Below are 22,273 nucleotides of genomic sequence, written 5' to 3' on the forward strand. Positions count from 1 at the left end.
GTCGTCGCCGACCCCTCGACGGAGCCGCTCCCGCCCCGTCGTCACATCCGCGGATCCGGCTTCAGCAGGGCGAAGGCCGCGCCGAAGGGGTCCGCGAGCCAGGCGATGCGGCCGACCTCCGGTACGTCCGCCGCCGGCATCAGGACGGAACCGCCGTTGGAACGCGCCGAGTCGATCGTGGCGTCGACGTCCGTCGAGTGGAAGTACGGTACCCAGCGCGGCTGTTCGCCCTCGCCGGCGTTGAGCGGGGCGACTCCGCCGAAGGAGGCGTCCTGCTGGTCGCCGGCGCTGGTGCTCAGCACCCGGTACGTCATGCCGGGGGCCGGCATGTCCTGGCTGCGCCAGCCGAACAGGCCCTGGTAGAAGGCGATGTCGGCCTCCGGGTCGGTGGCGTGCAGTTCCACCCAGAGCAGGGTGTTCGGGGCCGAGGTGAGGTCGAGGCCCGCCGTCCGGCCCGGCTGCCAGAGCGCGAACTGCGCGCCCTGCGGGTCGGTGGCCTGCGCCAGCATCCCCTCGCCCATGACGTCCATGGGCTCCATCCGTACGGTCCCGCCGCCGGCCGTGACGGCCTGGACGGTGGCCGCGATGTCCTCGGTCTTGAAGTGGATCATCCAGGCGGAGCGCGCCCCTTCCTCGGTGAGCGGGCCGAGGGCGGCGACGGTCCTGCCGTCCACCTGGAAGAAGCCGTATCCGCCCGTGTCGGGCCCGGCGGAGACGAACTGCCAGCCGAGTACGGCGCCGTAGAACGCGGCGGCCGCGTCGGTGTCGGGGCTGCCGAGGTCGAGCCAGTTGGGCGAGCCGGTGATGAAGTCGGTGCCGAGCATGAAGTCCTCCTGGAGTGCGGGTCGGGAGCCACGATGCCGTTCCGGTCGCCGTCGTTCGTGCACGAGCACCGGCGGGACTCCGGTTTCCACCGAACGGACGAACGCCTCAGGCATCTACGGAGACCGGCTCTCCCGATCCGCACGGGATTGCGCGGACAGCATGGCCCTTGCATCATCCTTGGATGGACGACACACCGAGCGCGTTCCCAACTGCCCTGCCCGCGTTACGAGTTGCGGCGCGCGAGGCGGGCTTCACCATGTCGTGCGAGGAGCGGACCGGCAGCTTGCTGGCCGTACTGGCGGCTGCCCGGCCCGGGGGCCGCATCCTCGAACTCGGCACGGGCGTGGGCGAAGGCACGGCCTGGCTCCTGAGCGGGATGGACCCGGCCGCTCGTCTGGTCACGGTCGAACTCGACGCCACCGTCCAGGCGGTCGCCCGCGAGCAGTTCGGGTCCGACACGAGGGTGACCTTCGTGACCGGAGACGGCGGCGACTGGCTGGACGGCTACGACGGGGAGCCCTTCGACCTGGTGTTCGCGGACACCTGGCCCGGCAAATTCACCCACCTCGAACGAGCCCTGGAACTCGTGGCCCCCGGCGGGACGTACCTGATCGACGACCTGTCTCCGCAGCCAGGATGGCCGGAGTCCCACAAGGCCGCCGTACAGCGCCTGTTGGCCGAACTGGAAGGACGTCACGACTTCCGTTCCGTCCGACTGGAGTGGGCGAGCGGACTTGTCGTGGCGGTGCGGGCCGAGCACGTGCCGCCGCACACCCGTCAGACGAAACCGGCCGGACTGTCGCTCCGGGGATCGGAGACTCGGCGGCTGCGGTAGATGTCGCCCTGGCGGGCGTCGGCTCGCCAGGGGCGGGCCTTGTTGAGGGCGATGTCGAACTCGGGTGCGTCGCGGTCCAGTTCGCCGATGATCAGCTCGGTCGTGGCGTCGGCCCGGGCCAGGACGGTGCCGTCCGGGCTGATCAGTTCGGAGTTGAGGAGAGCGGTGGTCTGGGCCGGTGTGGCCATCGCCAGCCAGTAGTTGTTCATCGCGGCATGCGCCCGGGCCTTGACCTCGAAGACCGAGTTGACCGGGTAGGCCGACAGCAACACGCAGTCCACCCCGAGGCGTTCGTACTCCACGAACAGCTCCGGGAAGTTGATCTCGATGCAGATGGCACAGCCGAACCGGTATCCGTCGACCGTGAAGGTGGTCGGTGTGAACCCGGGTGTGTAGTAGCCGAGGATCTCGGTGTTGGAGCAGTAGCGCTTGTCGTAGCGGTCCACCACCCGGCCGTCGTCGGCGATGACGTACAGGCTGTTGTGCGGGCGGTGCGGCGGGGTGAGCCGGTGGGCGCTGCCCAGCACCACCCACAGCCGCAACTCGGCCGCCAGCGCGGCCACTTGACGGAGCTCCTCCTCGACCGCGGGCCAGTCCACCTGGTCCCAGTCCCGGATCTGCTCCTTGGCGTAGCCCGACAGACAGCCCTCGGGGAACAGGATCAGGCGGGCACCCGCCTCGGCGGCCTCCCGCATCAGCCGTCGGACCACCGGACCGTTCCGGCGGGCGTCGTCGCTGATCATTACCTGGGCTGCCGCAATGCGAAGCGACGACGAAGAGGACACGGATCCATCGTAGACACGGGGGACTTCGGCGCGCCTCCGTGCCGGCGGACTCCCGCCCATGGGCGGACGTTCCGGCTTCTGCCAGGCGGCCCTCAACGGGTTCGGGCTGCGTCCCGGATCCGATCCGATGGGAGTGGTTGAACTCCCCCTGAAGCAGGGGGAGTTCAATAGATACCGCCGCCTACCAGATCGCCTCGACCCACTCCGGGTGGTCGATGAACGGGTTCCGGTTGTGCTGGTACGTGTTGTAGATGACGTTGTTGCGGTTCTCCTCGAAGGCGCTCGGCGGGTCCGCCTCGTTCCAGGCCTTGAGGACGGAGAGCTTGCCCATGTAGGGGTTGCTGCCGTTGTTGACCTTCTCGTTGGGCTCCAGGTCGGCGAAGCCGTCGTCGCCCTCGTAGCGCACGGCCATGTAGAGGATCATGCGGGCCACGTCGCCCCGGTCAGCCGCGCGCGGCGAGAAGGAGTCGGAGTCGACCGTGCTGCCGCCCCCGTTGGTGACCGCGCTGCCGCCGTTGTCGAAGTCCAGGTTGCCGCGGATGCTGTTGACCTGGACGTCGGCGGGACGCAGGTGGTGCAGGTCCGTGCCGGGGCCGACCACCTCGCCGAAGTCGCCGTGCGACTTGGCCCAGGTGTGCTCGCGGTTCCAGTCGCCGACGTCGCCGCCGTTGAGGGACTTGGCGCGGGAGACACCGCTGTACAGCAGGATCACGTTGTTGCTGTTGTTCGGGTCCTGGTCGGTCGCCATGAGTGCGTTCCAGACCGCGGAGTACGAGATCTTCGTGACGTTGGTGCTGATGATCGTGTGCAGCGAGGACTTCAGGCTCGTACCGGTCTTGCCGACCGCGTTCTTGTAGTACGTCGAGTCGTACGCGGTCGTCGTGGCGGAGGCCGGAGTCGCCGTCAGGGCCGGGGCCGCGAGGCCCACCAGGACCGCGGCGGTGGTCAGCGCCACCGTTTTCCAGCGGTGCATGCGAGTCACCAACAACATAAAGAGTGTCCCATCTACGCGGGTTGAATGGGGCGGCAATCGGGAGCGTGGCATGGACATGCAGTCCTGTAAATAAACGAGACGTGTCGATCAGGTGACCGGACGCGACAATTTGCCTCGTGTCTACGCGAGTTGACCGTGCGGAGGCATACGGGAACGGCCCCCGACCGTGTGGTCGGGGGCCGTTGGCCGTTGTCTACGGCAGTCGCGTCGGCGTTACTTCACGTCCGACGGGTCCAGCCGGTACACCGTCGAGGTGTTGGTGGTGGAGGAGGTGGAAGAGGTGGACTTGGAGCTCGAAGAACTCGAAGAACTCGACGTGCTCTTGCTGTACTCGCTCTCCTTCACCGCCGTGCCGTACTTCTGCACCCAGGAGTTCACCGCGGAGCTGACGGAGTTGCCGCCGCCCATGCCGCCGCCCATCCCGCCGCTGCTGATCTGGATGTAGTGCAGCTTGCCCGCCTTCACCAGTTCCTTCAGCTTGGCGACGGTCATCGCCTTGTCGCTGCTGGTGAAGCCCCACATGGAGATGACGGGCTTGCGCGTGCTCAGCTCGATCTGCGCCGAGGACTGCGAGTTGGAGACCGCGAGCAGCCAGTAGGCGCCGTCCTGGTGCTTCTCCAGGTAGGAGATCAGGTCGCTGCTGACGCTGCCGCCCATGCCGCCACCGCCACCGCCGCCGGGAGCGCCGCCGCCGAAGCCGCCGCTGCGACCGGTGCCGGTGCCCGCGTCACCGGTGGTGCCACCGCTCGGCATCTCACCGTTCGTGCCGCTCGGCAGCTCGCCGTTGGTGCCACCGCCCGGCATCTCACCGTTCGTGCCGCCCGGGAACCCGCCGCCCTGCTGGTTGCCGCCGGGTGCCTCGCCGTTGGTGCCGCCGCCCTGCTGGGAGCCGCCGGGGAAGCCGCCGCCCATCTGGCCGCCGGCCTCGGAGTTCGTGCCGCCGGGGCCGCCGCTCCGGTTGCCCCCGCCGGGCCCGCCGCCGCCGAAGCCGCCGCTGCCCGTCGAGGGGCCGGCGGTCGGATTCGTACCGCCCATGCCGCCGCCGGCGGAGCTGCCGAACGGGTCGGCCGCCGCGTACGCCGTCGGGCCCGCGAGGGCGGCGACCACGGCCGCCGCCAGCGAGGCCGCCAGCAGCCGGGACCGGTTGCCGGAGCGGAAGACCAGCATGCCCACGATGCCGGCCACCGTCAGGACGCCGATCGTCGGCCACAGCCAGGTGTTCCAGCCGGAGGCGCGGCGCAGCAGGACGATCGCCCAGATTCCGGTCACGCCGAAGGCGAGGGGGAGCACCCAGATCCACCGCTTGTCGCTGCGGAACGCGTTCAGCAGCATCACGCCACCGCCGCCGACCAGCACGGCGATGCCGGGGGCCAGCGCGGTCGTGTAGTACGGGTGCATGGTGCCCTGGGCCGTCGCGAAGATCACGTAGTGGAGAAGCAGCCAGCCGCCCCACAGGACCAGTCCCATCCGGCGCAGGTCGGTGCGAGGGGCGCGCCCGCACAGCACCAGGCCGCCGATCAGGGCGATCGCGGAGAAGGGCAGCAGCCAGGAGATCTGGCCGCCGAGGATGTCGTTGAACATCCGGCCGAGACCGGCGGAGCCGGAGAAGCCGCCTCCGCCGCCACCGCCTCCGCCTCCGTTGCCCTCGCCGCCGAAGACGCGGCCGAGACCGTCGTAGCCCATGATCAGGTTCCAGGCGGAGCCGTCCGTCGAGCCGCCGATGTAGGGGCGGTCGGAGGCCGGGACCAGGGAGACGGCGATAGCCCACCAGAAGCTGGAGACGGCCAGAACGACCGCGGCCAGCCCCAGGTTGACGATCCGCTTCACCCAGGGCGCCTTCGACGCGTACAGGTAGAGCGCGAAGACGGCCGGGAGCGCGATCCAGCCGGCGAGCAGCTTGGTGTTGAAGGCGAGGCCGAAGCAGGCCGCCGCGCCGAGCAGCGGGAGCAGCTTCTCGTCACGGGTGGCGCGGAACGCGAGCGCCGCGCCCGCGACCATGAGGAAGACCAGGATCGTGTCGGGGTTGTTGTCGCGGTTGATGGCGACGGTGATCGGCGTCAGGGCGAGGACCAGCGCGGCGACGGTCGCCGCGCCGTGGCCCCAGATCCGCTTCACGTTCGTGTGCAGGATCCAGATCGTGCCGAGGCCGGCCGCGATCTGCGGCAGCATCATCTGCCAGGTGCCGAAGCCGAAGATCCGGCAGGACAGACCCATGACCATGAGCGCGAACGGCGGTTTGTCGACCGTCAGGAAGTTGCCCGGATCCAGCGAACCGAAGAACCAGGCCTTCCAGCTCTGCGTGCCGGCCCAGATGGCACCGCTGTAGAACGTGTTCATGTTGGAGCCGGACAGGCCCCAGGAGTACAGCGCCGCGGCCAGGACCATGATCGCGACCAGCGCGGGCAGCGACCAGCGGGGCGCCTTCTCGGGCGGGGCCGTCTCGGGTGGGGCCGGCGGCGGCCAGTCGGCGGACGCGGGTTCGGTGTGGGGGTGTGGATCGGTGGCAGATGTCACCCGGCCATCGTGCGAAGGCAGGGTGGGTGCGTGCTGTGCCCGACCTGGTACTCGGCTGTGAATTGGCACAGGCCCGGGTAACGGGTCGTACAACCGTTCCTCAACTCGTACAACCTTTCACGCCTGCCTGTGAGTCAAGTGCTGCATGACTCAATGGATATCCCGCCGAGCCAGAGTCCTGGCGGCCGGCGCGGGCGCAGGAGTGCTCATACCCGTGCTGGCCGCCGCGACTCCAGCTGCCGCCGCCACCCCGACGGTCAGCTGTACGTCCGCCAAGGCCGGCCTCGCCGACAAGCTGAAGAAGGACATCACCGCCGCGCTCGCGACCCGTAAGGGAACCGTCGCCGTCGGCCTCTACGACCGCAAGACCAACACCACTTGCACCCTGCGGGCCACGACCGCCTACGACTCGGCCAGCACCGTCAAGGTGACCGTGCTCGCCACGCTGCTGTGGGACGCGAAGAAGCACAACCGGCTGCTGACCTCGCGCGAGACGACCCTCGCCACGGCCATGATCACCAAGTCGGACAACACCGCGACCTCCACCCTGTGGAAGCAGCTGGGCCTGACGAAGATCAAGGGCTTCCTCGCCGCCGCCGGCATGACGCAGACCAAGCCGGGCGCGAACAACTACTGGGGTCTGACCCAGGAGACCGTGACCGACGAGCAGAAGCTGCTCAAGCTGGTCACCGCCAAGAACACCGTGCTGAGCGACAACTCCCGTGCGTACATCCTGAAGTTGATGAACAAGGTGATCGCCGGCCAGCGCTGGGGCACGCCGTACGGAGCCCCGTCGACCGTCACCGTGCACGTCAAGAACGGCTGGCTGCAACGCTCCACGCACGGCTGGCGCGTGCACAGCCTGGGCACCTTCAACGGCGGCGGCCACGACTACATGATGTCCGTGCTCACCCAGGACAACAGCACGATGAGCTACGGGATCACCACGATCCAGGGCGTCGCAAAGGCGATTCACAAGGACCTGGCTTAACCGACGGGTCTCCCGCCCGTCACCCGCCCGTCCTACGGTGGCGCCCATGCGCCTGAGAACCGTACTCGCGACCGCGACCGCCGGCCTGGCGGCGGCCACCTGCCTCACCGCCGCCGGGCCCGCGAGCGCCGTCAGCAGCTCCAGCACCAACTCCAGCACCAACTCCTTTACCGCCAACGCCTGTTCGTCGTCCGTCTCGATCGACCGCTTCTCCGACGCGCTCGACAAGACGACGTACGACGGCACCTTCGTCGGCAACTTCTCCGCGCTCGCGGTGGACAAGGACGGCTCGCTCGCCGCGCTGGAGGACCGCTCCTCCCTGTTCGACCTGGACGCGAAGACCCTCCAGCCCGAGCGGGTCGTCCCGCTCGCCGACGAGAACGGCGCCGCGCTCGACTCCGAGGGCCTGGTCGTCGACCGGGACGGCACCCGCCTCATCACCTCCGAGACCGAGCCGTCCATCCGCCGCTACTCCACCGACGGCAAGATCCTCGACCGCCTCCCGATCCCGTCCTCGCTGCTGGTCGCCCCGGCCGGCCGGGCCGTCTCCAACCAGACCTTCGAGGGCCTGACCCTGCTGCCCGGCGGCCGTACGCTCCTCGCGTCGATGGAGTACCCGATCGCCGGTGACACCTCCGGCGCCGTCCGCTTCCAGACCTGGACCCGGACCAAGCGCGACCACTTCAGGCTCGCCGCGCAGTACGCGTACAAGACCGACGCGGCCTTCCTCGGCGTCCCCGAGGTGCAGGCCCTCCCCGACGGCCGCCTCCTCGTCCTGGAGCGCGGCTTCACCAGCGGCGTCGGCAACACCGTCCGCCTCTACCTTGCCGACCCGCGCCACGCGACGGACACCAGCGGCATCGACTACCTCACCGGCCGGCCCGGCGTCCGCCTGATCAAGAAGACCCTCCTCGCCGACATCGCCGACTGCCCGTCGCTGGGCGCGACGGCGAAGCAGCCCCAGCCCAACCCGCTCCTCGACAACATCGAGGGCATGGTGATCACGGGACGGGACAAGGGCGGCTACAAGGTCCTGCTGGTCAGCGACGACAACCAGAACGCCGTACAGACGACCCGCTTCTACTACCTCCGCGTACGCGTCTGACCCTCCGACCCCGCCCTTTTGTTGCGGAGGGATGAAATCCGCTCCGTTTCGCGTTGGTGCCTTCCGTAGATCGGCGAACGGAAGGCACCCGCGTGGCAGCGAAGCAGGGGGAAACGCAGGGCTGGGCCAGAAGGCTCGCCGGGTACGCCTGGCGGTACCCGAAGGACGTAATACTCGCCCTTGGCGCCTCCCTCGCAGGTATGGCCGTCATGGCCGTCGTCCCGCTGGTCACCAAGGTGATCATCGACGACGTGATCACCGGCCACACCCGTTCCATGGCCCCCTGGGCGGGCGCCCTGATCGCCGCCGCCCTCCTCGTCTACGTGTCGACGTACATCCGGCGCTACTACGGCGGCCGGCTCGCCCTCGACGTCCAGCACGACCTGCGCACCGAGATGTACGGCACGATCACCCGCCTCGACGGCCGCCGCCAGGACGAGCTGTCCACCGGCCAGGTCGTCGGCCGCGCGACCAGCGACCTCCAGCTGATCCAGGGCCTGCTCTTCATGCTCCCGATGACCATCGGGAACGTCCTGCTCTTCCTGATCTCCCTCGCGATCATGGCCTGGCTGTCGCTGCCGCTGACCCTGGTCGCCCTGGCCGTCGCCCCAGCCCTCGGCTTCATCGCCCGCCGCAGCCGCAGCAAGCTCCACCCCTCCACCTGGTACGCGCAGGCCCAGGCCGCCGCCGTCGCGGGAGTCGTCGACGGCGCCGTCAGCGGCGTACGCGTGGTGAAGGGCTTCGGGCAGGAGGACCAGGAGACCGGAAAGCTCCGCGAGGTCGGCCGCCGGCTGTACGCGGGCCGCCTGCGCACGATCCGGCAGAACGCCAAGTACACCCCCGCCCTCCAGGCCGTACCCGCCCTCGGCCAGGTCGCGATGCTCGCCCTCGGCGGCTGGCTCGCGGTGCGCGGGCACATCACGCTCGGCACGTTCGTGGCGTTCTCCACCTACCTCGCCCAGCTCGTCGGCCCGGTCCGCATGCTCGCCATGGTCCTCACGGTCGGCCAGCAGGCCCGCGCCGGCACCGAACGCGTCCTGGAACTCATCGACACCGAGCCCTCGATGACGGACGGCACCAAGGAACTCCCCGCCGACGCCCCGGCCACCGTCGAGTTCGACGACGTCTCCTTCGGCTACGACGACCGCCCGGTCCTCGACGGCCTCAGCTTCGAGATCCACCCCGGCGAGACACTCGCGGTCGTCGGCTCCTCCGGCTCCGGCAAGTCCACGGTCTCGCTCCTGCTGCCCCGCTTCTACGACGTCACCCACGGCGCCGTCCTCATCGGCGGCCACGACGTCCGCGAACTCACCCTCGACTCCCTCCGCGCCGCGATCGGCCTGGTCCCCGAGGACTCCTTCCTCTTCTCCGACACGGTCCGCAACAACATCGCCTACGGCCGCCCCGACGCGACCGAGGAGGAGATCCTCACCGCCGCCCGCGCCGCCCAGGCCGACCGGTTCATCAAGGAACTCCCCGAGGGCTACGACACGACGGTCGGCGAGCAGGGCCTCACCCTCTCCGGCGGCCAGCGCCAGCGCGTCGCCCTCGCCCGCGCGATCCTCACCGACCCGCGCCTGCTGGTCCTCGACGACGCGACCTCGGCGGTGGACGCACGCGTCGAGCACGAGATCCACGAGGCCCTGAAACAGGTGATGGAGGGCCGGACGACGCTGCTGATCGCGCATCGCCGCTCCACCCTCAACCTCGCCGACCGCATCGCCGTCCTCGACGGGGGCCGCCTCGCCGACATCGGCACGCACGAGGAGTTGCAGGAGCGCTCGGCGCTCTACCGCCGCCTTCTCACCGACCCGGACGAACTCGGCGGCGTCTCGCCCGGCCACGCCCTGCCCGCCGTCGAACCGGCCGAAGACACCTCCGTACGCGCGGAGTTGGACGCCGAGTTCGACGCCGAGCGCGGACTCACGCCCCGCCTCTGGACCGGCGACCGCGAACCCAAGGACACCGCGCTGTCCGGGATGCCCGCGACGCCCGAACTCCTCGCCCAGGTCGACGCGTTGCCGCCCGCGACCGACACCCCGGACATCGACGAGGCACGTGCGGTACGTGCCGAGGACTCGTACGGGCTGCGCCGGCTGCTGCGCGGTTTCGGCGCCCCGCTGCTGATCAGCCTCGGCCTGGTCGCGGTGGACGCGAGCATGAGTCTGCTGCTGCCGATCATGATCCGGCACGGCATCGACCAGGGCGTGACGAAGATGGCGATCGGCGCGATCTGGTCCGCCTCGCTGCTGGCGCTCGTCGCCGTGGTCGTGCAGTGGGTGGCACAGCGCGGCGAGACGAGGATGACCGGACGCACCGGGGAGCGGGTCCTCTACACGCTCCGCCTGAAGATCTTCGCCCAGCTCCAGCGCCTCGGACTCGACTACTACGAGCGGGAGTTGACCGGCCGGATCATGACGAGGATGACGACGGACGTCGACGCCCTCTCGACCTTCCTCCAGACCGGCCTGGTCACGGCGTTCGTCTCGGTCGTCACGTTCTTCGGCATCATGGTCGCCCTGCTGGTGATCGACGTACAGCTGGCGCTGGTCGTGTTCGCGACGCTGCCCCCGCTGATCCTCGCCACCTTCTTCTTCCGCCGGGCGAGTGTGAAGGCGTACGAACTCGCCCGTGAGCGCGTCTCGTTGGTCAACGCCGACCTCCAGGAGTCGGTGTCGGGACTGCGGATCGTGCAGGCGTTCCGACGCGAGCGGGACGGCGGCCGGCGGTTCGCCGAGCGCAGCAGCAGCTACCGCGCGGCCCGCACCCGGGGCCAGTGGCTGATCTCGGTCTACTTCCCCTTCGTGCAGCTGCTGTCGTCGGTGGCGGCGGCGTCCGTGCTGATCGCGGGCGCGGGACGGGTGGACGACGCGACCCTGACGACGGGCGCCCTGGTCGCATACCTGCTCTACATCGACCTGTTCTTCGCCCCGGTCCAGCAGCTCTCCCAGGTCTTCGACGGCTACCAGCAGGCCACGGTCTCCCTGGGCCGCATCCAGGAACTCCTCCAGGAACCGACCTCCACCCGAGCCGCCGACGAGCCCCTCGAAGTCCTCTCCCTGCGCGGCGACATCGCCTTCGAGGACGTGCACTTCGCGTACGGGTCCGCCGAAGGTGAGGGAGGGGAAGAGGCCATCGGGGGCGTCGAGTTGAGGATCCCGGCGGGCCAGACGGTCGCGTTCGTCGGTGAGACGGGCGCGGGCAAGTCGACGCTCGTGAAGCTGGTCGCCCGCTTCTACGACCCGACGGGCGGCCGGGTCACGGTCGACGGCACGGACCTCCGCTCGCTCGACATCACGTCGTACCGCCACCACCTCGGGGTCGTCCCCCAGGAGGCGTACCTCTTCCAGGGCACCGTCCGCGACGCCATCGCCTACGGCCGCCCCGAGGCCACCGACGCCGAGGTGGAGGCGGCGGCCCGCGCGGTTGGCGCGCACGAGATGATCGCCACGCTGGACGGCGGCTACCTGCACGAGGTCGCCGAGCGCGGCCGCAACCTCTCGGCGGGCCAGCGCCAGCTGATCGCCCTGGCCCGCGCGGAGCTGGTCGACCCCGACATCCTCCTCCTCGACGAGGCGACAGCGGCCCTCGACCTCGCCACAGAAGCCCAGGTCAACCAAGCCACCGACCGCCTCGCCGGCCGTCGCACCACCCTCGTCGTCGCCCACCGCCTGACAACGGCGGCCCGCGCCGACCGGGTCGTGGTGATGGATCACGGCCGGGTCGTCGAGGACGGCACACACGACGAGCTGTTGGCGCTGGACGGGTACTACGCCGAGCTTTGGCGGACGTTCGTCGGAGAGGACGTGCCCGCGACCGCCGCCTGATCTGCGTGGGCTCGCGGCCGGACCGAGTGCCGGACGGAGTCCGGCCGCCGTCTCGATGCCCGGGAGGCCCGCCGGGGCCGAGTGGTGCGAGAGCGGCATGGGGAGGCTCTGCCGGCACGCACGACGAGTTGCTGGTGCTGGACGGGTACTACGCCGAACTGTGGCGTACTTTCGTCGGTGCCCCCGAGACCGAGGAGCCGGTCGGTACGGTCCGCTGAGGGTGGTCGGTACAGCTCGCCGAGGGGGGCGCAACCGTTCGACATACGTCGTGCGTCCGTACATCAGTACGCTGTTCGGCTGCTGTGCGGGAGGGATGACTGTGGACATGGGTGCGCTACGACGGCGGGTGGCGCTCGGCATGGCCGCGCTCACCGCGTCCGGACTGCTCGCGCTCGCGGCCCCCGGCAGCGCCCAGGCGGCCTCGGTCTGCCCGGGGCGGGAGGTGGCGACGCTGCCCTTCTCCACCGGCACCGTCCATGTCTTCCGCCGGGGCGACTACATCTGCGCGTACACCGCCCCCAAGACCACCGGCGCCAAGCGCACGATGTCGGTCGGCGTCCAGGCCCGCGGCAGCCGCCCGGTGGTCGACAAGGGGCGGTACGTCCGCCGGGCCGGACCGGTCACCGTGCACGCCGGCCACCGGTGCGTGCGGATCAAGGGCTCGGTCGGCGGCGGATCGGTCGGCACCGGCTGGATCCTGTGCTGAACCGCCGGCCAGTGCCCTGAGTGAACAACCTCCTCTGGTGTGACGGTAGTTGCTCCGATAGCTTCCGGTTCACAACTGCCTCACAGGGGAGACCGCATGCGCAAGGCGCTCAGATGGCTGCTGGCGCTCACCGTGCTCATAGGCACGCTGAGTACGGCCGGGGTGGCCACCGCCGCCCAGGTCGGCCAAGTCACTGACATCAAAGACCAGTTGCTGGCGATACCCGGCATGAGCCTGATCCAGGAGAAGCCGTACACCGGCTACCGCTACTTCGTCCTGAACTACACCCAGCCGATCGACCACCGGCACCCGTCCAAGGGCACGTTCCAGCAGCGGATCACCGTGCTGCACAAGGACGTCTCGCGCCCGACGGTCTTCTACACCAGCGGCTACAACGTCTCCACGACCCCCAGCCGCAGCGAACCGACCCGGATCGCGGACGCCAACCAAGTCTCCCTGGAATACCGCTACTTCACGCCTTCCCGGCCCGAGCCCGCCGACTGGTCCAAGCTCGACATCTGGCAGGCGGCCAGCGACCAGCACCGCGTCTTCAAGGCCCTCAAGTCGATCTACACCAAGAACTGGATCGCCACCGGCGGCTCCAAGGGCGGCATGACCGCCACCTACTTCGAGCGGTTCTACCCCCGTGACATGGACGGCGTCGTCGCCTACGTCGCCCCCAACGACGTGGTGAACAACGAGGATTCGGCCTACGACCGCTTCTTCACCAAGGTCGGCACCAAGGAGTGCCGCGACCGCCTGGACGCCGTACAGCGCGAGGCGCTGGTGCGCCGGGAGCCGCTGGAGAAGAAGTACGAGGCGTACGCGGCCGAGAACGGGTTCACCTTCGACACCGTCGGCAGCCTGGACAAGGCCTACGAGGCCGTCGTCCTCGACTACGTCTGGGGCTTCTGGCAGTACAGCCTGCTCTCCGACTGCGACAGCATCCCGGCGAACGCACAGGCCGCCACCGACGACGAGATCTGGACCTCGGTCGACACGATCTCCGGCTTCTCCTTCTACACCGACCAGGGCCTGTCCCCGTACACCCCGTACTACTACCAGGCGGGCACCCAACTCGGCGCGCCCACCATCCAGTTCCCCTACATCGAGAAGAAGTACCTCCGCTACGGCTACCAGCCGCCCCGCAACTTCGTCCCGCGCTCCATCCCGATGAAGTTCCAGCCGGGCGCGATGCGTGACGTCGACAGCTGGGTCCGCCACCACGCCGACCACATGCTCTTCGTCTACGGCCAGAACGACCCGTGGGGCGCCGAGCGGTTCGCCGTCGGCAAGGGCGCGAAGGACTCGTACGTCTTCACCGCGCCCGGTCTCAACCACGGCGCGAACGTCGCGGCCCTGACCGCCGACCAGAAGGCGCTGGCCACCGCCCGCATCCTGGCCTGGGCGGGCGTCCCCGCCGCGACGACGGCACAGGCGAAGCCGCTGGCGCCGTACGACGCGAGGCTGGACCAGCAGGGCGTCGAGCGCGAGCCGACACTGCGCCCGTAACACCCGTGCTGCGCCCGGCCGTTGACTACACGGGTCGGGCGCAGCCCACCGGCCGGCTGCCGCCGAGCTGGACGTACAGGGCGGTCGAGGCCGGGCAACTAGCGCGCTTGAGCACGGCCTTGACCACCTTGTACTGCGGCTTCTTCGGCCCCGAGCCGTCGCACGCGGTCTCCCGGACCTGGCCGCTGCCCGAGCCGTAGACGCAGTCGCCGACGATCGTGCGCGGCCCGCCCCCGCCGCCCGGGTCGCCGGGGTGCGGGGGTTCGAGGTTGCGCATACAGGCGTAGCCCTTCGGTACGGCGCTGTCGCGGCCCGTGCCCGGGGTGCCCTGGGCGCTGATGTGCAGCACGAAGTCGGTGGTCGCCGGGCAGACGGGACCGCTGCCCACCTCGCCGTCGTAACGGGCGATGACCCGGGCGGCGGCCCGCTCGCTGGTGCAGGGCACCTCGGTGAAGCTCGTCGTACCGAAGGAGCTGCACTCGTCGACGCCGAGGAACACCGCGCCGTAGCCGGAGGGTTGGGTGGTCGAGGACGCGGACGCCCTGGCGCCGGGGCTGTTGTCACCGGCACCAGAGCCGCTCGCGGACGAGCAGCCGGCCAGCAGGGCGGCGAGCAGCGCGCACACCGCCCCGGCGCTCCATCTCTCACCCATCGTTCCCCCCGGACTGCCCCACCCAGCGTGACCCTCGGTGGCGGGCGCACGCCAGCGGTGTGGGGGGCTTTGGGTCGATTGGCGGGGGCGGGGAGGGTGGTCGGCGTACCCCTAGTACGACAGTCCGTGACCGATCGGATACAGCACCTGTGCCGGGTCGTCCGCACGCTGCACGGCCACCGGGAGCCTGCCGCGCGGGGCCACCCGGCCCGCGATCACCCGTGCCGCCGCCCGCAGTTCGACGTCGGTCCAGGAGTAGGCCGCCAAGTAGGCCGGGACGGCGGGCAGTTGGGCGACATCGTAGGGGTTGCGGACGGCGACGGCCACGACCGGTGTGCCGGTGGCGACCAGTTGCTCGACCAGGGTCTTCTGCGGGTCCGTCGCCGTGACGTTGTAGGTCGTCACCACGACCGCGTCCGCCGCCCGCGCCGCCGTCACGGCCTTGGCGACGGTGTCGGCGGAGGGGGCGGTGCCGGTGGACAGGACGGTCGCGGTGAAGCCCAACTCCCTTAGAGCGGCGGCCAGTACGCCGGTGGGTGGTCCCGTAGTACCGGAGGGGGAGGCCGGATCGGCGCCGACGACCAGGACGTTGCCGTGGGTGCGGCGGGACAGCGGGAGCAGGCCCGCCTTGTTGACCAGCAGGGTGGTGGTCCGCTCCGCGATGCGGTCGGCGGTGGCGAGATGTCCGGCGCCGCCGACCACGAGGTCCACGCCCGCCCGGCTGACGTACGGCTCCTCGAAGAGTCCGAGCCGCGCCTTCAGCCGTAGTACCCGTAGCACCGACTCGTCGAGCCGTGCCTCGGTCAACTCCCCGTTTCCCACTGCCTTGATGACCGCGTTCCAGGCGATGTCCAGGGAGGGCGGGTCGAGGAGCTGGTCGACGCCGGCCTTCAGCGCGAGCACCGGCACGCGGTCGTCGCCGTACTTCTGGCGGACGCCCGCCATGCCCAGCGAGTCGGTGACCACGACGCCGTCGTAGCCGAGTTCGCCGCGCAGGACGCCGGTGACGATCGGGTGGGACAGCGTGGCCGGGTCGCCGGAGTCGTCGAGGGCGGGGACCTTGAGGTGCGCGGTCATGATCGCGTCGATACCGGCCCTGACGGCGGCCCGGAAGGGCACGGCGTCCAGCTTCCCCCACAGCTCGCGGCTGTGCGTGATGACGGGGAACCCGGTGTGGCTGTCGACGGCGGTGTCCCCGTGTCCGGGGAAGTGCTTGGCGGTCGCCGCCACCCGGCTGTCCTGGTACCCCGTGACCTCGGCGGCGACCAGGCCCGCCACCGCGTCCGGGTCGGCGCCGAAGGACCGTACGCCGATGATCGGGTTGGCCGGGTTCACGTTCACGTCGGCGTCGGGGGAGTAGTCCTGGTTGACGCCCATCGCGCGCAGCTCGGCGCCGGAGATCCGGCCGACCGTGCGGGCGTCGGTGCGGGAGCCGCCGGCGCCGAGGGCCATCGCGCCCGGGAAGAGGGTGGCGGGTTTGCCGATCCGGCAGACGATCCCGTGTTCCTGGTCGGTGGCGATCAGCACGGGCAGCCCGCGCGGCCGGTCCAGGGACGCCTTCTGGATGCCGTTGGAGAGGTCGGCGATCTGGTGCGGGTCGCGGGTGTTGTGCGCCCAGCTGAAGTAGATGATCCCGCCGACCCGGTACTTCGCGATCAGCTCGGCGGCCGTGCGCACCCCGAGCTCGCTCAGGTTGGCGTCGGCATCGGCCTGGTCGGGGGCGGTGGCGGAGTGGCCGTAGACCCGCGTCACGAAGAGCTGGCCGACCTTGTCGGCCAGGGGCATGCGGGAGATCAGCGAGCGGAGTGCGGTGTCGTCGGCGTGGGCGGGGGTGCCGACCGCGAGGGACGCGGTGACGCCCATGGTCGCGGCGAGGACGGTGCGTCTGGAGGGCACGTGCGCTCCTTCCGGAGGTGATCCGCTGAAGGAAACTTCCGAGCTTTCAGCAGTATCCGGGAAGTTTCCGCCAGTCAAGGGAGCGCACAGTAAACCCGAGGAGGGGCCGCCATCGGCGCAGTTGGAGGGGGGCGCGCCGATGACGGCCTGCCGCCGGCCGCGGTACGGAGGAGAGGGTTGGTCAGCGTTCGCAGCCAGCAGCGAGGCCGACGCCGTACCGCGGAGACTCATCCGGCAGCATGCGGATTGGACGGCCGGAGCGGGGCCGGGGTTCCCGTCCGGGGCCGATTCCCGGAAGTTGGTGAACCCGTGCACAACGGGACGGATGCGGTCACTCACAGGTACGCGCGGGCGAACGGAGGTCGTCCATCCCGTGGACGTCCCGGCGCGGCGGGCGGCCGTCGCCCGATCATGAGGGCATGACCGTAGTCGACATTCCCGGTTCCAAGTCCGTCACCGCCCGCGCGCTCTTCCTGGCCGCCGCGGCCGACGGCGTCACCACCCTCCGGCGTCCGCTCCGCTCGGACGACACCGAGGGCTTCGCGGAGGGACTGACCCGGCTCGGCTACCGGGTGGGCAGGACCCCCGACGCCTGGCAGATCGACGGCCGCCCGCAGGGACCGGCGGTCGCCGAGGCCGACGTGTACTGCCGGGACGGCGCGACCACGGCCCGCTTCCTGCCCACCCTCGCGGCGGCCGGCCGCGGCAGCTTCCGCTTCGACGCGTCCCCGCAGATGCGGCGGCGGCCACTCGGTCCTTTGAGCAGGGCGCTGCGCGACCTGGGCGTGGACCTCCGCCACGAGGAGGCCGAGGGCCACCACCCGCTGCGCATCGAGGCGGCCGGGGTCGAGGGCGGCGAGGTGGTGCTCGACGCCGGCCAGTCCTCGCAGTACCTGACCGCCCTGCTCCTGCTCGGCCCGCTGACCAGGAAGGGCCTGCGGATCAGGGTCACGGACCTGGTCTCCGCGCCGTACGTCGAGATCACCGTCGCGATGATGCGGGCGTTCGGGGTGGAGGTGCGCAGGGAGGGCACGGTCCACGTCGTCCCGCCGGGCGGTTACACCGCGACCACCTACGACATCGAGCCGGACGCCTCCACCGCGAGCTACTTCTTCGCGGCGGCGGCCGTGACCGGCGGCGAGGTGACCGTACCCGGGCTCGGCACCGGCGCGCTCCAGGGCGACCTGGGCTTCGTCGACGTACTGCGCCGCATGGGCGCGGAGGTGACGACCGACGCGCACGGCACCCGGGTGCGCGGCACCGGCGAACTGCGCGGACTCACGGTCAACATGCGGGACATCTCGGACACCATGCCGACGCTGGCCGCGATCGCCCCCTTCGCCTCCGGCCCGGTCCGCATCGAGGACGTCGGCAACACCCGCGTCAAGGAGTGCGACCGGCTGGAGGCCTGCGCGGAGAACCTCCGGCGGCTGGGCGTGGAGGTGGCGACGGGCGACGACTGGATCGAGATCCGCCCGGGCTCGGAGGCCCCCGTCGGCGCGGAGATCAAGTCCTACGGCGACCATCGCGTCGTCATGTCCTTCGCGGTGACCGGGCTGCGGGTGCCGGGTATTTCGTTCGACGACCCGGGGTGCGTACGCAAGACTTTCCCGGGTTTCCACGAGGCGTTCGGGGCGCTGCGGGGGCGGCTGCCGGCATGAGGGGATCAGCGTGGGGTTCGAACTGAAGGCGCCGGTCCTGACCGGTGAGCTGGTGCGGCTGGAGCCGCTCGACCACCGGCACGCGGCCGATCTGGCGGTGGCGGCGGAGGAGGACCGGGGGTCGTACGCGTTCACCTGGGTGCCCCGGGCGGACCAGGTCGGTGCGTACATCGACGCCCAACTGGCCCGTGCGGCCACGGGCATGCTCGCGCCGTACGCCCAGATCTCGACGGCGACCGGGCGGGCGGTGGGCGCCACGGCCTACTGGGAACCCCGGTCCTGGCTGACGGACGATCAACTCGACGCGATCGAGGTCGGGTTCACCTGGCTGGCGCGTTCGGCACAGGGCACCGGCATCAACACCGAGGCCAAACTCCTGCTGTTCCGGCACGCCTTCGAGGAGTGGCACGTCTCCCGGGTCGACCTCAAGACCGACGCCCGCAACGACCGCTCCCGCGCCGCGATCCAGCGCGTCGGCGCCCGCTTCGAGGGCGTCCTGCGCAACTGGTCCCGCTCCTGGGCACCGGGCGAGGAGGGCCGGCTGCGGGACTCCGCGATCTACTCGATCACGGCGGAGGAGTGGAAGGAGTGCCGGGTGCGGCTGGAGGAAAGGGTGTCCACGTCATGACCGCCTGTCTCATCCTGCACGGCTGGCAGAACCACCGCCCCGAGGGCCACTGGCAGCACTGGCTCGCCGGCCGGCTGCGCGCGCTCGGCCACCAGGTGACGTATCCCCAGCTGCCCGACGCCGACGACCCCGAACTGGACGTGTGGCTCGGGGAGTTGCGCCGCCACCTCGATGGTCTCGACGGACCGCGGGTCGTCCTCGCGCACAGCGCCTCCGCCCTGCTGTGGCTGCACGCCGTCGCCCGCGGGGTGGTCCGGGACGGCGACGCGGAGCGGGTGCTGCTCGTCGCACCGCCGTCCGCCTCCGTCGTCGTACAGCATCCCGAGATCGCCGAATTCGCGCCGCCCACAGGTGAGTTGACGCTCCCCGGAGCCACCCGTCTGGTCGCCGGAGACGACGACCCGTACTGCCCGGAAGGCGCCCGCACGGTCTTCGGCGACCCGCTCGGCATCCCCACCGAGATCATCCCGGGCGCGGGCCACCTGGACCTGGACGCGGGGTACGGGTCCTGGCCTGCGGTACTGGAGTGGTGCCTGGACGGGACGGCGCGGCTCACGGCTCGCTGAACTGGGAACGCGTCGGGCCTATGCCGAGTCGTTGAGCAGCCGTGCCAGATGGTGCCGACCGGCGGCCAGCAGCTCGGGGAGTGGGGCGGCGGTCTCGTACCAGCGCTTCTCGTACTCCCAGCACAGCCAGCCGTCCCAGTCGTGCCGGGTGAGGAGTTCCACGCACTCGGCGAGCGGGAGGACGCCCGCGCCGAGGGGGAGCGGGGTGGTGTCGTCGGGGGACGCGATGTCCTTGACCTGGACGTATCCGAGGTACGGGCCCAGCGCGGCGAGTGTTTCCGCCGGCTGTTCGCCGCCGAGCCAGGTGTGCATGACGTCCCACAGGGCGCCCACCTGGCGGTGACCGACCGGGCCGAGCACGCGGAGTGCGGCGGCGCCGGTGCGGTGGGAGTCGTGGGTCTCCAGGAGGATCCGTACGCCGAGGTCGGCGCCCCACTCCGCCGCCGTGCCGAGGCGGCGGGCGGCGGTCGCGTCGGCCTCGTGGGCGGACTGTCCGGTGCCGCCGCCGGTATCGCCACCGGGGAAGACGCGGACGAAGGGGGCGCCCAAGTCCCGTGCCAGTTCGAGGAGTTCGCGGATCTCCGCGAGGACGGCGTCGTCGTCGCCCGGTGCGGCCACGCGTGCGTACCCGGCGAGGCCCAGGACTTTGACCCCGGCCGTCTTGAACTCGGCGGCCACGTCGGCCCGTCGGGGGGCGTCGAGGCCGGGGTGCACGGGCTCCTCCGGGTGCGCGCGCAGCTCCACGCCGTGGTAGCCGTGGGTGACGGCGAGGTGCAGCACGTCGGCCACGGGGAGCCCGGGGACACCGAGGGTGGAGAAGGCGAGCTTCATGGTCACGACACTACTCGTCACTCTCCGGTTCCGTGCAGGTCGAGACGCCAGTCCTGGCCGACGAGGTCCTGGCCGAAGGAACGGTGGGGTTTCTCGGCGACGAGGACGAAACCGTGCCGCTGGTAGATGCGGCGGGCGGCGCCGAGGATGTCGTTGGTCCACAGCACGAGGTCGCGGTAGCCGACACCGCGCGCGAACTCGACCACCGCGGAGACCAGTTGGTCCCCGATACGAAGCCCTCGGGCATCCGGCTCGACGAGCAGCAGCCGCAGCCGCGCGGTCCCCGGGGCGTCGTCCCGCACGCACATCACGCACCCCACCGGCCGTCCGGCGAGCTCGGCGATCCACACCCGCTCCAGATGCGGGTCGTGGTCCTCGGCGAAGTCGGCGACGATCCGCGCCACGAGCCCCTCGTAGTCGGCGTTGAAGTCGTACTCGGCGGCGTACAGCGCCGCGTTGCGCTGCACGATCCACCCCAGGTCACCGGGCCCGGGCTCCCGCAGCACGACGTCCTCGGGCCGGGCGGGCGGGGGGTCCGACAGGAGGGTGCGTACGGTGTGCAGCGCCTCGGAGAGCCGGGTCCGCTCGGCCGCCGGCACGGTCGCGAGCAGCGCGCCGACGGATTCGTCCGCCCGCTCGGCCAACAGGTCGGCGGTCTCCCGGCCGCGCGCGGTGAGCGTGATCTGCCGCCGCCGCGGATCCCGCCGCGAGGGCGCCCGCTCGATCAGCCCGTCCTGCTCGAACCGGTTCAGGATCCGGCTCAAGTACCCGGCGTCCAGGGACAGTTCGGAACGGAGGTCGGCCGCGTCCGTGTGCGGGGAGTGCGCGAGTTCGTACAGGACGCGGGACTCGGTGAGGGTGAAGGGGGCGTAGAGGTGGCGGCTGTAGTCGAGGGCGCCGATGACGTTCGTGTAGAAGCGGTTGAAGGCGCGGATGTCCTGGACGGTCATGATCGATCCCCGGTGCTCGCTCAGGGTAGTTGACTCAGTCAGAGATATTGCGGTTCCGACCGTAGTCCTCCGGAGTGGGCAAGGCAACGGTCTAGTCCCACCAGAGCCGCCACAGATACCGCCCCGGGAGTTCTTTCGCGTACTCCGGGAACGGGGTCGGCGGATCGTCCACGATGTTGTCCGCGGTCGTCAGCACGTGCTCCAGGGCGAGCCGCTCGGCCTGCGCGAGGTCCTGGGGCGGGCGGGCGACCGACACGGTCAGGGCACCCCCGAACCCGGACAGGACCCGGGCCCCGAACCGCTCCTCCCAGCTCCGCAGCAGCGCGCACAGCAGCGGAAGCGGACCCCCGGCCGACCACCCGACGATCGCCGGTACGTCGGCGCCGCGGCGGGCGGGAACCAGGGCCAGCTGGCAGGTGCCCACGAAGGGCTCGGTGCGGAGCAGCTGTTCCACGGCCCACCCCGCGGTCTCCGCGGGGCTCAGTCCGGTACGGGTCGCCGACTCGGCCGGCGCGAGCCCGGGCCAGGTCTCGAAGGGCGGCCCCGGATCGTGCGGCCAGGGTGCGATGTCGTCCGGATCGTCGTCGTCCGGCAGGGCATCGGCCGCCGGCGGATTCGACCAGTACGGGAGCCGCCGGCGCCGGTACTCGCCGAAGTCCGCCGCGAGCTCGGTGTCGAGCCGGACGGCGTCGACCGTGCTCACGTCCTCGGGCCGGTGCGGGTCGTCCCGCCGGCAGATGAACGGATACAGCCCGCCGACCTCGGCCCGCTCCAGCAGCCGGGGCCACAACTCCGCGATGTCGCTGGGCAGTTCGTCGGCGAACCAGATCTCCACCTCCCCCCGGGTCTCGAAGCGGCCGGAGGACAGCGACAGTTCGTCGGGCAGCGGGAAGACCATGGAGCCGGACGATAGGGGGAGGCACTGACAACGGGGCCGGCCGCGGGGTGACCGGTGCCCTGAAAAAGTGTGACACTCCGCGTCGAAAGTGACACAC

18 protein-coding genes are annotated in these 22,273 nt (G+C 70.8%); 9 read left to right on the top strand and 9 right to left on the bottom strand.

Features of this window, described 5'->3' with window-relative positions; translation table 11 throughout:
• Nucleotides 1-41: 41 nt before the first annotated feature.
• Nucleotides 42-824, bottom strand: a complete 783-nt coding sequence (locus ACQHII_RS30785; protein WP_427922329.1) for a VOC family protein — start codon at nt 822-824, stop codon at nt 42-44.
• A 182-nt stretch (nt 825-1,006) separates the two neighbouring features.
• Here ACQHII_RS30785 and ACQHII_RS30790 point away from each other — a divergent pair, with 182 nt between their 5' ends.
• Entirely contained in the window at nt 1,007-1,660 is a 654-nt protein-coding gene (locus ACQHII_RS30790) for an O-methyltransferase (RefSeq protein ID WP_427922330.1), read from the top strand.
• Here the strand turns inward: ACQHII_RS30790 and ACQHII_RS30795 are convergent.
• From ACQHII_RS30795 to ACQHII_RS30805, 3 genes are all read right to left on the bottom strand, one after another.
• Entirely contained in the window at nt 1,603-2,505 is a 903-nt protein-coding gene (locus ACQHII_RS30795; RefSeq protein WP_427922331.1) for a carbon-nitrogen hydrolase family protein, read from the bottom strand. The two genes, ACQHII_RS30790 and ACQHII_RS30795, sit on opposite strands and share 58 nt — an antisense overlap.
• Before the next feature lie 121 nt (nt 2,506-2,626).
• Nucleotides 2,627-3,418 (bottom strand): endonuclease I family protein, encoded by a 792-nt coding sequence (locus tag ACQHII_RS30800; protein ID WP_427922332.1) that lies wholly within the window; start codon nt 3,416-3,418, stop codon nt 2,627-2,629.
• Nucleotides 3,419-3,652: 234 nt separating this feature from the next.
• Entirely contained in the window at nt 3,653-5,953 is a 2,301-nt protein-coding gene (locus tag ACQHII_RS30805; protein WP_427922333.1) for an ArnT family glycosyltransferase, read from the bottom strand.
• A 145-nt stretch (nt 5,954-6,098) separates the two neighbouring features.
• On the opposite strand from ACQHII_RS30805, the gene ACQHII_RS30810 reads away from it, so the two are divergent.
• From ACQHII_RS30810 to ACQHII_RS30830, 5 genes are all read left to right on the top strand, one after another.
• The gene (locus ACQHII_RS30810; RefSeq protein ID WP_427922334.1) at nt 6,099-6,944 is read left to right on the top strand and encodes a serine hydrolase; all 846 of its coding nucleotides are present in this window, start codon (nt 6,099-6,101) and stop codon (nt 6,942-6,944) included.
• Between the two features lie 46 nt (nt 6,945-6,990).
• Nucleotides 6,991-8,049, top strand: a complete 1,059-nt coding sequence (locus ACQHII_RS30815) for an esterase-like activity of phytase family protein (RefSeq protein ID WP_427922335.1) — start codon at nt 6,991-6,993, stop codon at nt 8,047-8,049.
• Nucleotides 8,050-8,141: 92 nt separating this feature from the next.
• The gene (locus ACQHII_RS30820) at nt 8,142-11,876 is read left to right on the top strand and encodes an ABC transporter ATP-binding protein (protein WP_427922336.1); all 3,735 of its coding nucleotides are present in this window, start codon (nt 8,142-8,144) and stop codon (nt 11,874-11,876) included.
• A gap of 313 nt (nt 11,877-12,189) precedes the next feature.
• On the top strand, nt 12,190-12,582 hold the full coding sequence (locus ACQHII_RS30825) for a hypothetical protein (protein WP_427922337.1): 393 nt from the start codon (nt 12,190-12,192) through the stop codon (nt 12,580-12,582).
• A 96-nt stretch (nt 12,583-12,678) separates the two neighbouring features.
• Nucleotides 12,679-14,094 (top strand): S28 family serine protease, encoded by a 1,416-nt coding sequence (locus tag ACQHII_RS30830; RefSeq protein WP_427922338.1) that lies wholly within the window; start codon nt 12,679-12,681, stop codon nt 14,092-14,094.
• A gap of 25 nt (nt 14,095-14,119) precedes the next feature.
• Here ACQHII_RS30830 and ACQHII_RS30835 read toward each other — a convergent pair whose 3' ends face one another.
• Nucleotides 14,120-14,746 (bottom strand): hypothetical protein, encoded by a 627-nt coding sequence (locus ACQHII_RS30835; RefSeq protein ID WP_427922339.1) that lies wholly within the window; start codon nt 14,744-14,746, stop codon nt 14,120-14,122.
• Nucleotides 14,747-14,857: 111 nt separating this feature from the next.
• Nucleotides 14,858-16,642: a glycoside hydrolase family 3 protein gene (locus ACQHII_RS30840; protein ID WP_427922340.1), complete on the bottom strand. Its 1,785-nt coding sequence runs from the start codon at nt 16,640-16,642 to the stop codon at nt 14,858-14,860.
• A gap of 419 nt (nt 16,643-17,061) precedes the next feature.
• On the opposite strand from ACQHII_RS30840, the gene aroA reads away from it, so the two are divergent.
• From aroA to ACQHII_RS30855, 3 genes are read left to right on the top strand one after another with little or no spacing between them, the layout of a single operon-like run.
• Nucleotides 17,062-18,303, top strand: a complete 1,242-nt coding sequence (gene aroA, locus ACQHII_RS30845; protein ID WP_427922341.1) for a 3-phosphoshikimate 1-carboxyvinyltransferase — start codon at nt 17,062-17,064, stop codon at nt 18,301-18,303.
• Between the two features lie 10 nt (nt 18,304-18,313).
• Nucleotides 18,314-18,931, top strand: coding sequence for a GNAT family N-acetyltransferase (locus ACQHII_RS30850; RefSeq protein ID WP_427922342.1), 618 nt, complete (start codon nt 18,314-18,316; stop codon nt 18,929-18,931).
• A complete protein-coding gene (locus ACQHII_RS30855) occupies nt 18,928-19,497 on the top strand; it encodes an RBBP9/YdeN family alpha/beta hydrolase (protein WP_427922343.1) in 570 nt (189 codons plus the stop codon). The genes ACQHII_RS30850 and ACQHII_RS30855 overlap by 4 nt, the downstream gene beginning before the upstream one ends.
• 18 nt (nt 19,498-19,515) lie before the next feature.
• On the opposite strand, the gene ACQHII_RS30860 is transcribed toward ACQHII_RS30855, so the two are convergent.
• The 3 genes from ACQHII_RS30860 to ACQHII_RS30870 form a co-directional block, all read right to left on the bottom strand.
• The gene (locus tag ACQHII_RS30860; protein WP_427922344.1) at nt 19,516-20,328 is read right to left on the bottom strand and encodes a sugar phosphate isomerase/epimerase family protein; all 813 of its coding nucleotides are present in this window, start codon (nt 20,326-20,328) and stop codon (nt 19,516-19,518) included.
• Between the two features lie 17 nt (nt 20,329-20,345).
• Entirely contained in the window at nt 20,346-21,278 is a 933-nt protein-coding gene (locus ACQHII_RS30865) for a bifunctional helix-turn-helix transcriptional regulator/GNAT family N-acetyltransferase (protein WP_427922345.1), read from the bottom strand.
• A 91-nt stretch (nt 21,279-21,369) separates the two neighbouring features.
• The gene (locus ACQHII_RS30870; protein ID WP_427922346.1) at nt 21,370-22,176 is read right to left on the bottom strand and encodes a DUF4253 domain-containing protein; all 807 of its coding nucleotides are present in this window, start codon (nt 22,174-22,176) and stop codon (nt 21,370-21,372) included.
• Between the last annotated feature and the right edge of the window lie 97 nt (nt 22,177-22,273).

It is taken from the genome of Streptomyces sp. cg40, assembly GCF_050320165.1.
In the GTDB taxonomy this organism is placed as follows: domain Bacteria; phylum Actinomycetota; class Actinomycetes; order Streptomycetales; family Streptomycetaceae; genus Streptomyces; species Streptomyces hokutonensis.

What these genes read in the sequence shown, in the direction of transcription:
- ACQHII_RS30810 (WP_427922334.1), top strand. Translation starts at nt 6,099, where the DNA reads ATGACTCAATGGATATCCCGCCGAGCCAGAGTCCTGGCGGCCGGCGCG.
- ACQHII_RS30870 (WP_427922346.1), bottom strand. Translation starts at nt 22,176, where the DNA reads ATGGTCTTCCCGCTGCCCGACGAACTGTCGCTGTCCTCCGGCCGCTTC.
- ACQHII_RS30865 (WP_427922345.1), bottom strand. Translation starts at nt 21,278, where the DNA reads ATGACCGTCCAGGACATCCGCGCCTTCAACCGCTTCTACACGAACGTC.
- ACQHII_RS30785 (WP_427922329.1), bottom strand. Translation starts at nt 824, where the DNA reads ATGCTCGGCACCGACTTCATCACCGGCTCGCCCAACTGGCTCGACCTC.
- ACQHII_RS30800 (WP_427922332.1), bottom strand. Translation starts at nt 3,418, where the DNA reads ATGCACCGCTGGAAAACGGTGGCGCTGACCACCGCCGCGGTCCTGGTG.
- ACQHII_RS30795 (WP_427922331.1), bottom strand. Translation starts at nt 2,505, where the DNA reads ATGGGCGGGAGTCCGCCGGCACGGAGGCGCGCCGAAGTCCCCCGTGTC.
- aroA (WP_427922341.1), top strand. Translation starts at nt 17,062, where the DNA reads ATGACCGTAGTCGACATTCCCGGTTCCAAGTCCGTCACCGCCCGCGCG.
- ACQHII_RS30790 (WP_427922330.1), top strand. Translation starts at nt 1,007, where the DNA reads ATGGACGACACACCGAGCGCGTTCCCAACTGCCCTGCCCGCGTTACGA.
- ACQHII_RS30860 (WP_427922344.1), bottom strand. Translation starts at nt 20,328, where the DNA reads ATGAAGCTCGCCTTCTCCACCCTCGGTGTCCCCGGGCTCCCCGTGGCC.
- ACQHII_RS30835 (WP_427922339.1), bottom strand. Translation starts at nt 14,746, where the DNA reads ATGGGTGAGAGATGGAGCGCCGGGGCGGTGTGCGCGCTGCTCGCCGCC.
- ACQHII_RS30855 (WP_427922343.1), top strand. Translation starts at nt 18,928, where the DNA reads ATGACCGCCTGTCTCATCCTGCACGGCTGGCAGAACCACCGCCCCGAG.
- ACQHII_RS30830 (WP_427922338.1), top strand. Translation starts at nt 12,679, where the DNA reads ATGCGCAAGGCGCTCAGATGGCTGCTGGCGCTCACCGTGCTCATAGGC.
- ACQHII_RS30825 (WP_427922337.1), top strand. Translation starts at nt 12,190, where the DNA reads ATGACTGTGGACATGGGTGCGCTACGACGGCGGGTGGCGCTCGGCATG.
- ACQHII_RS30815 (WP_427922335.1), top strand. Translation starts at nt 6,991, where the DNA reads ATGCGCCTGAGAACCGTACTCGCGACCGCGACCGCCGGCCTGGCGGCG.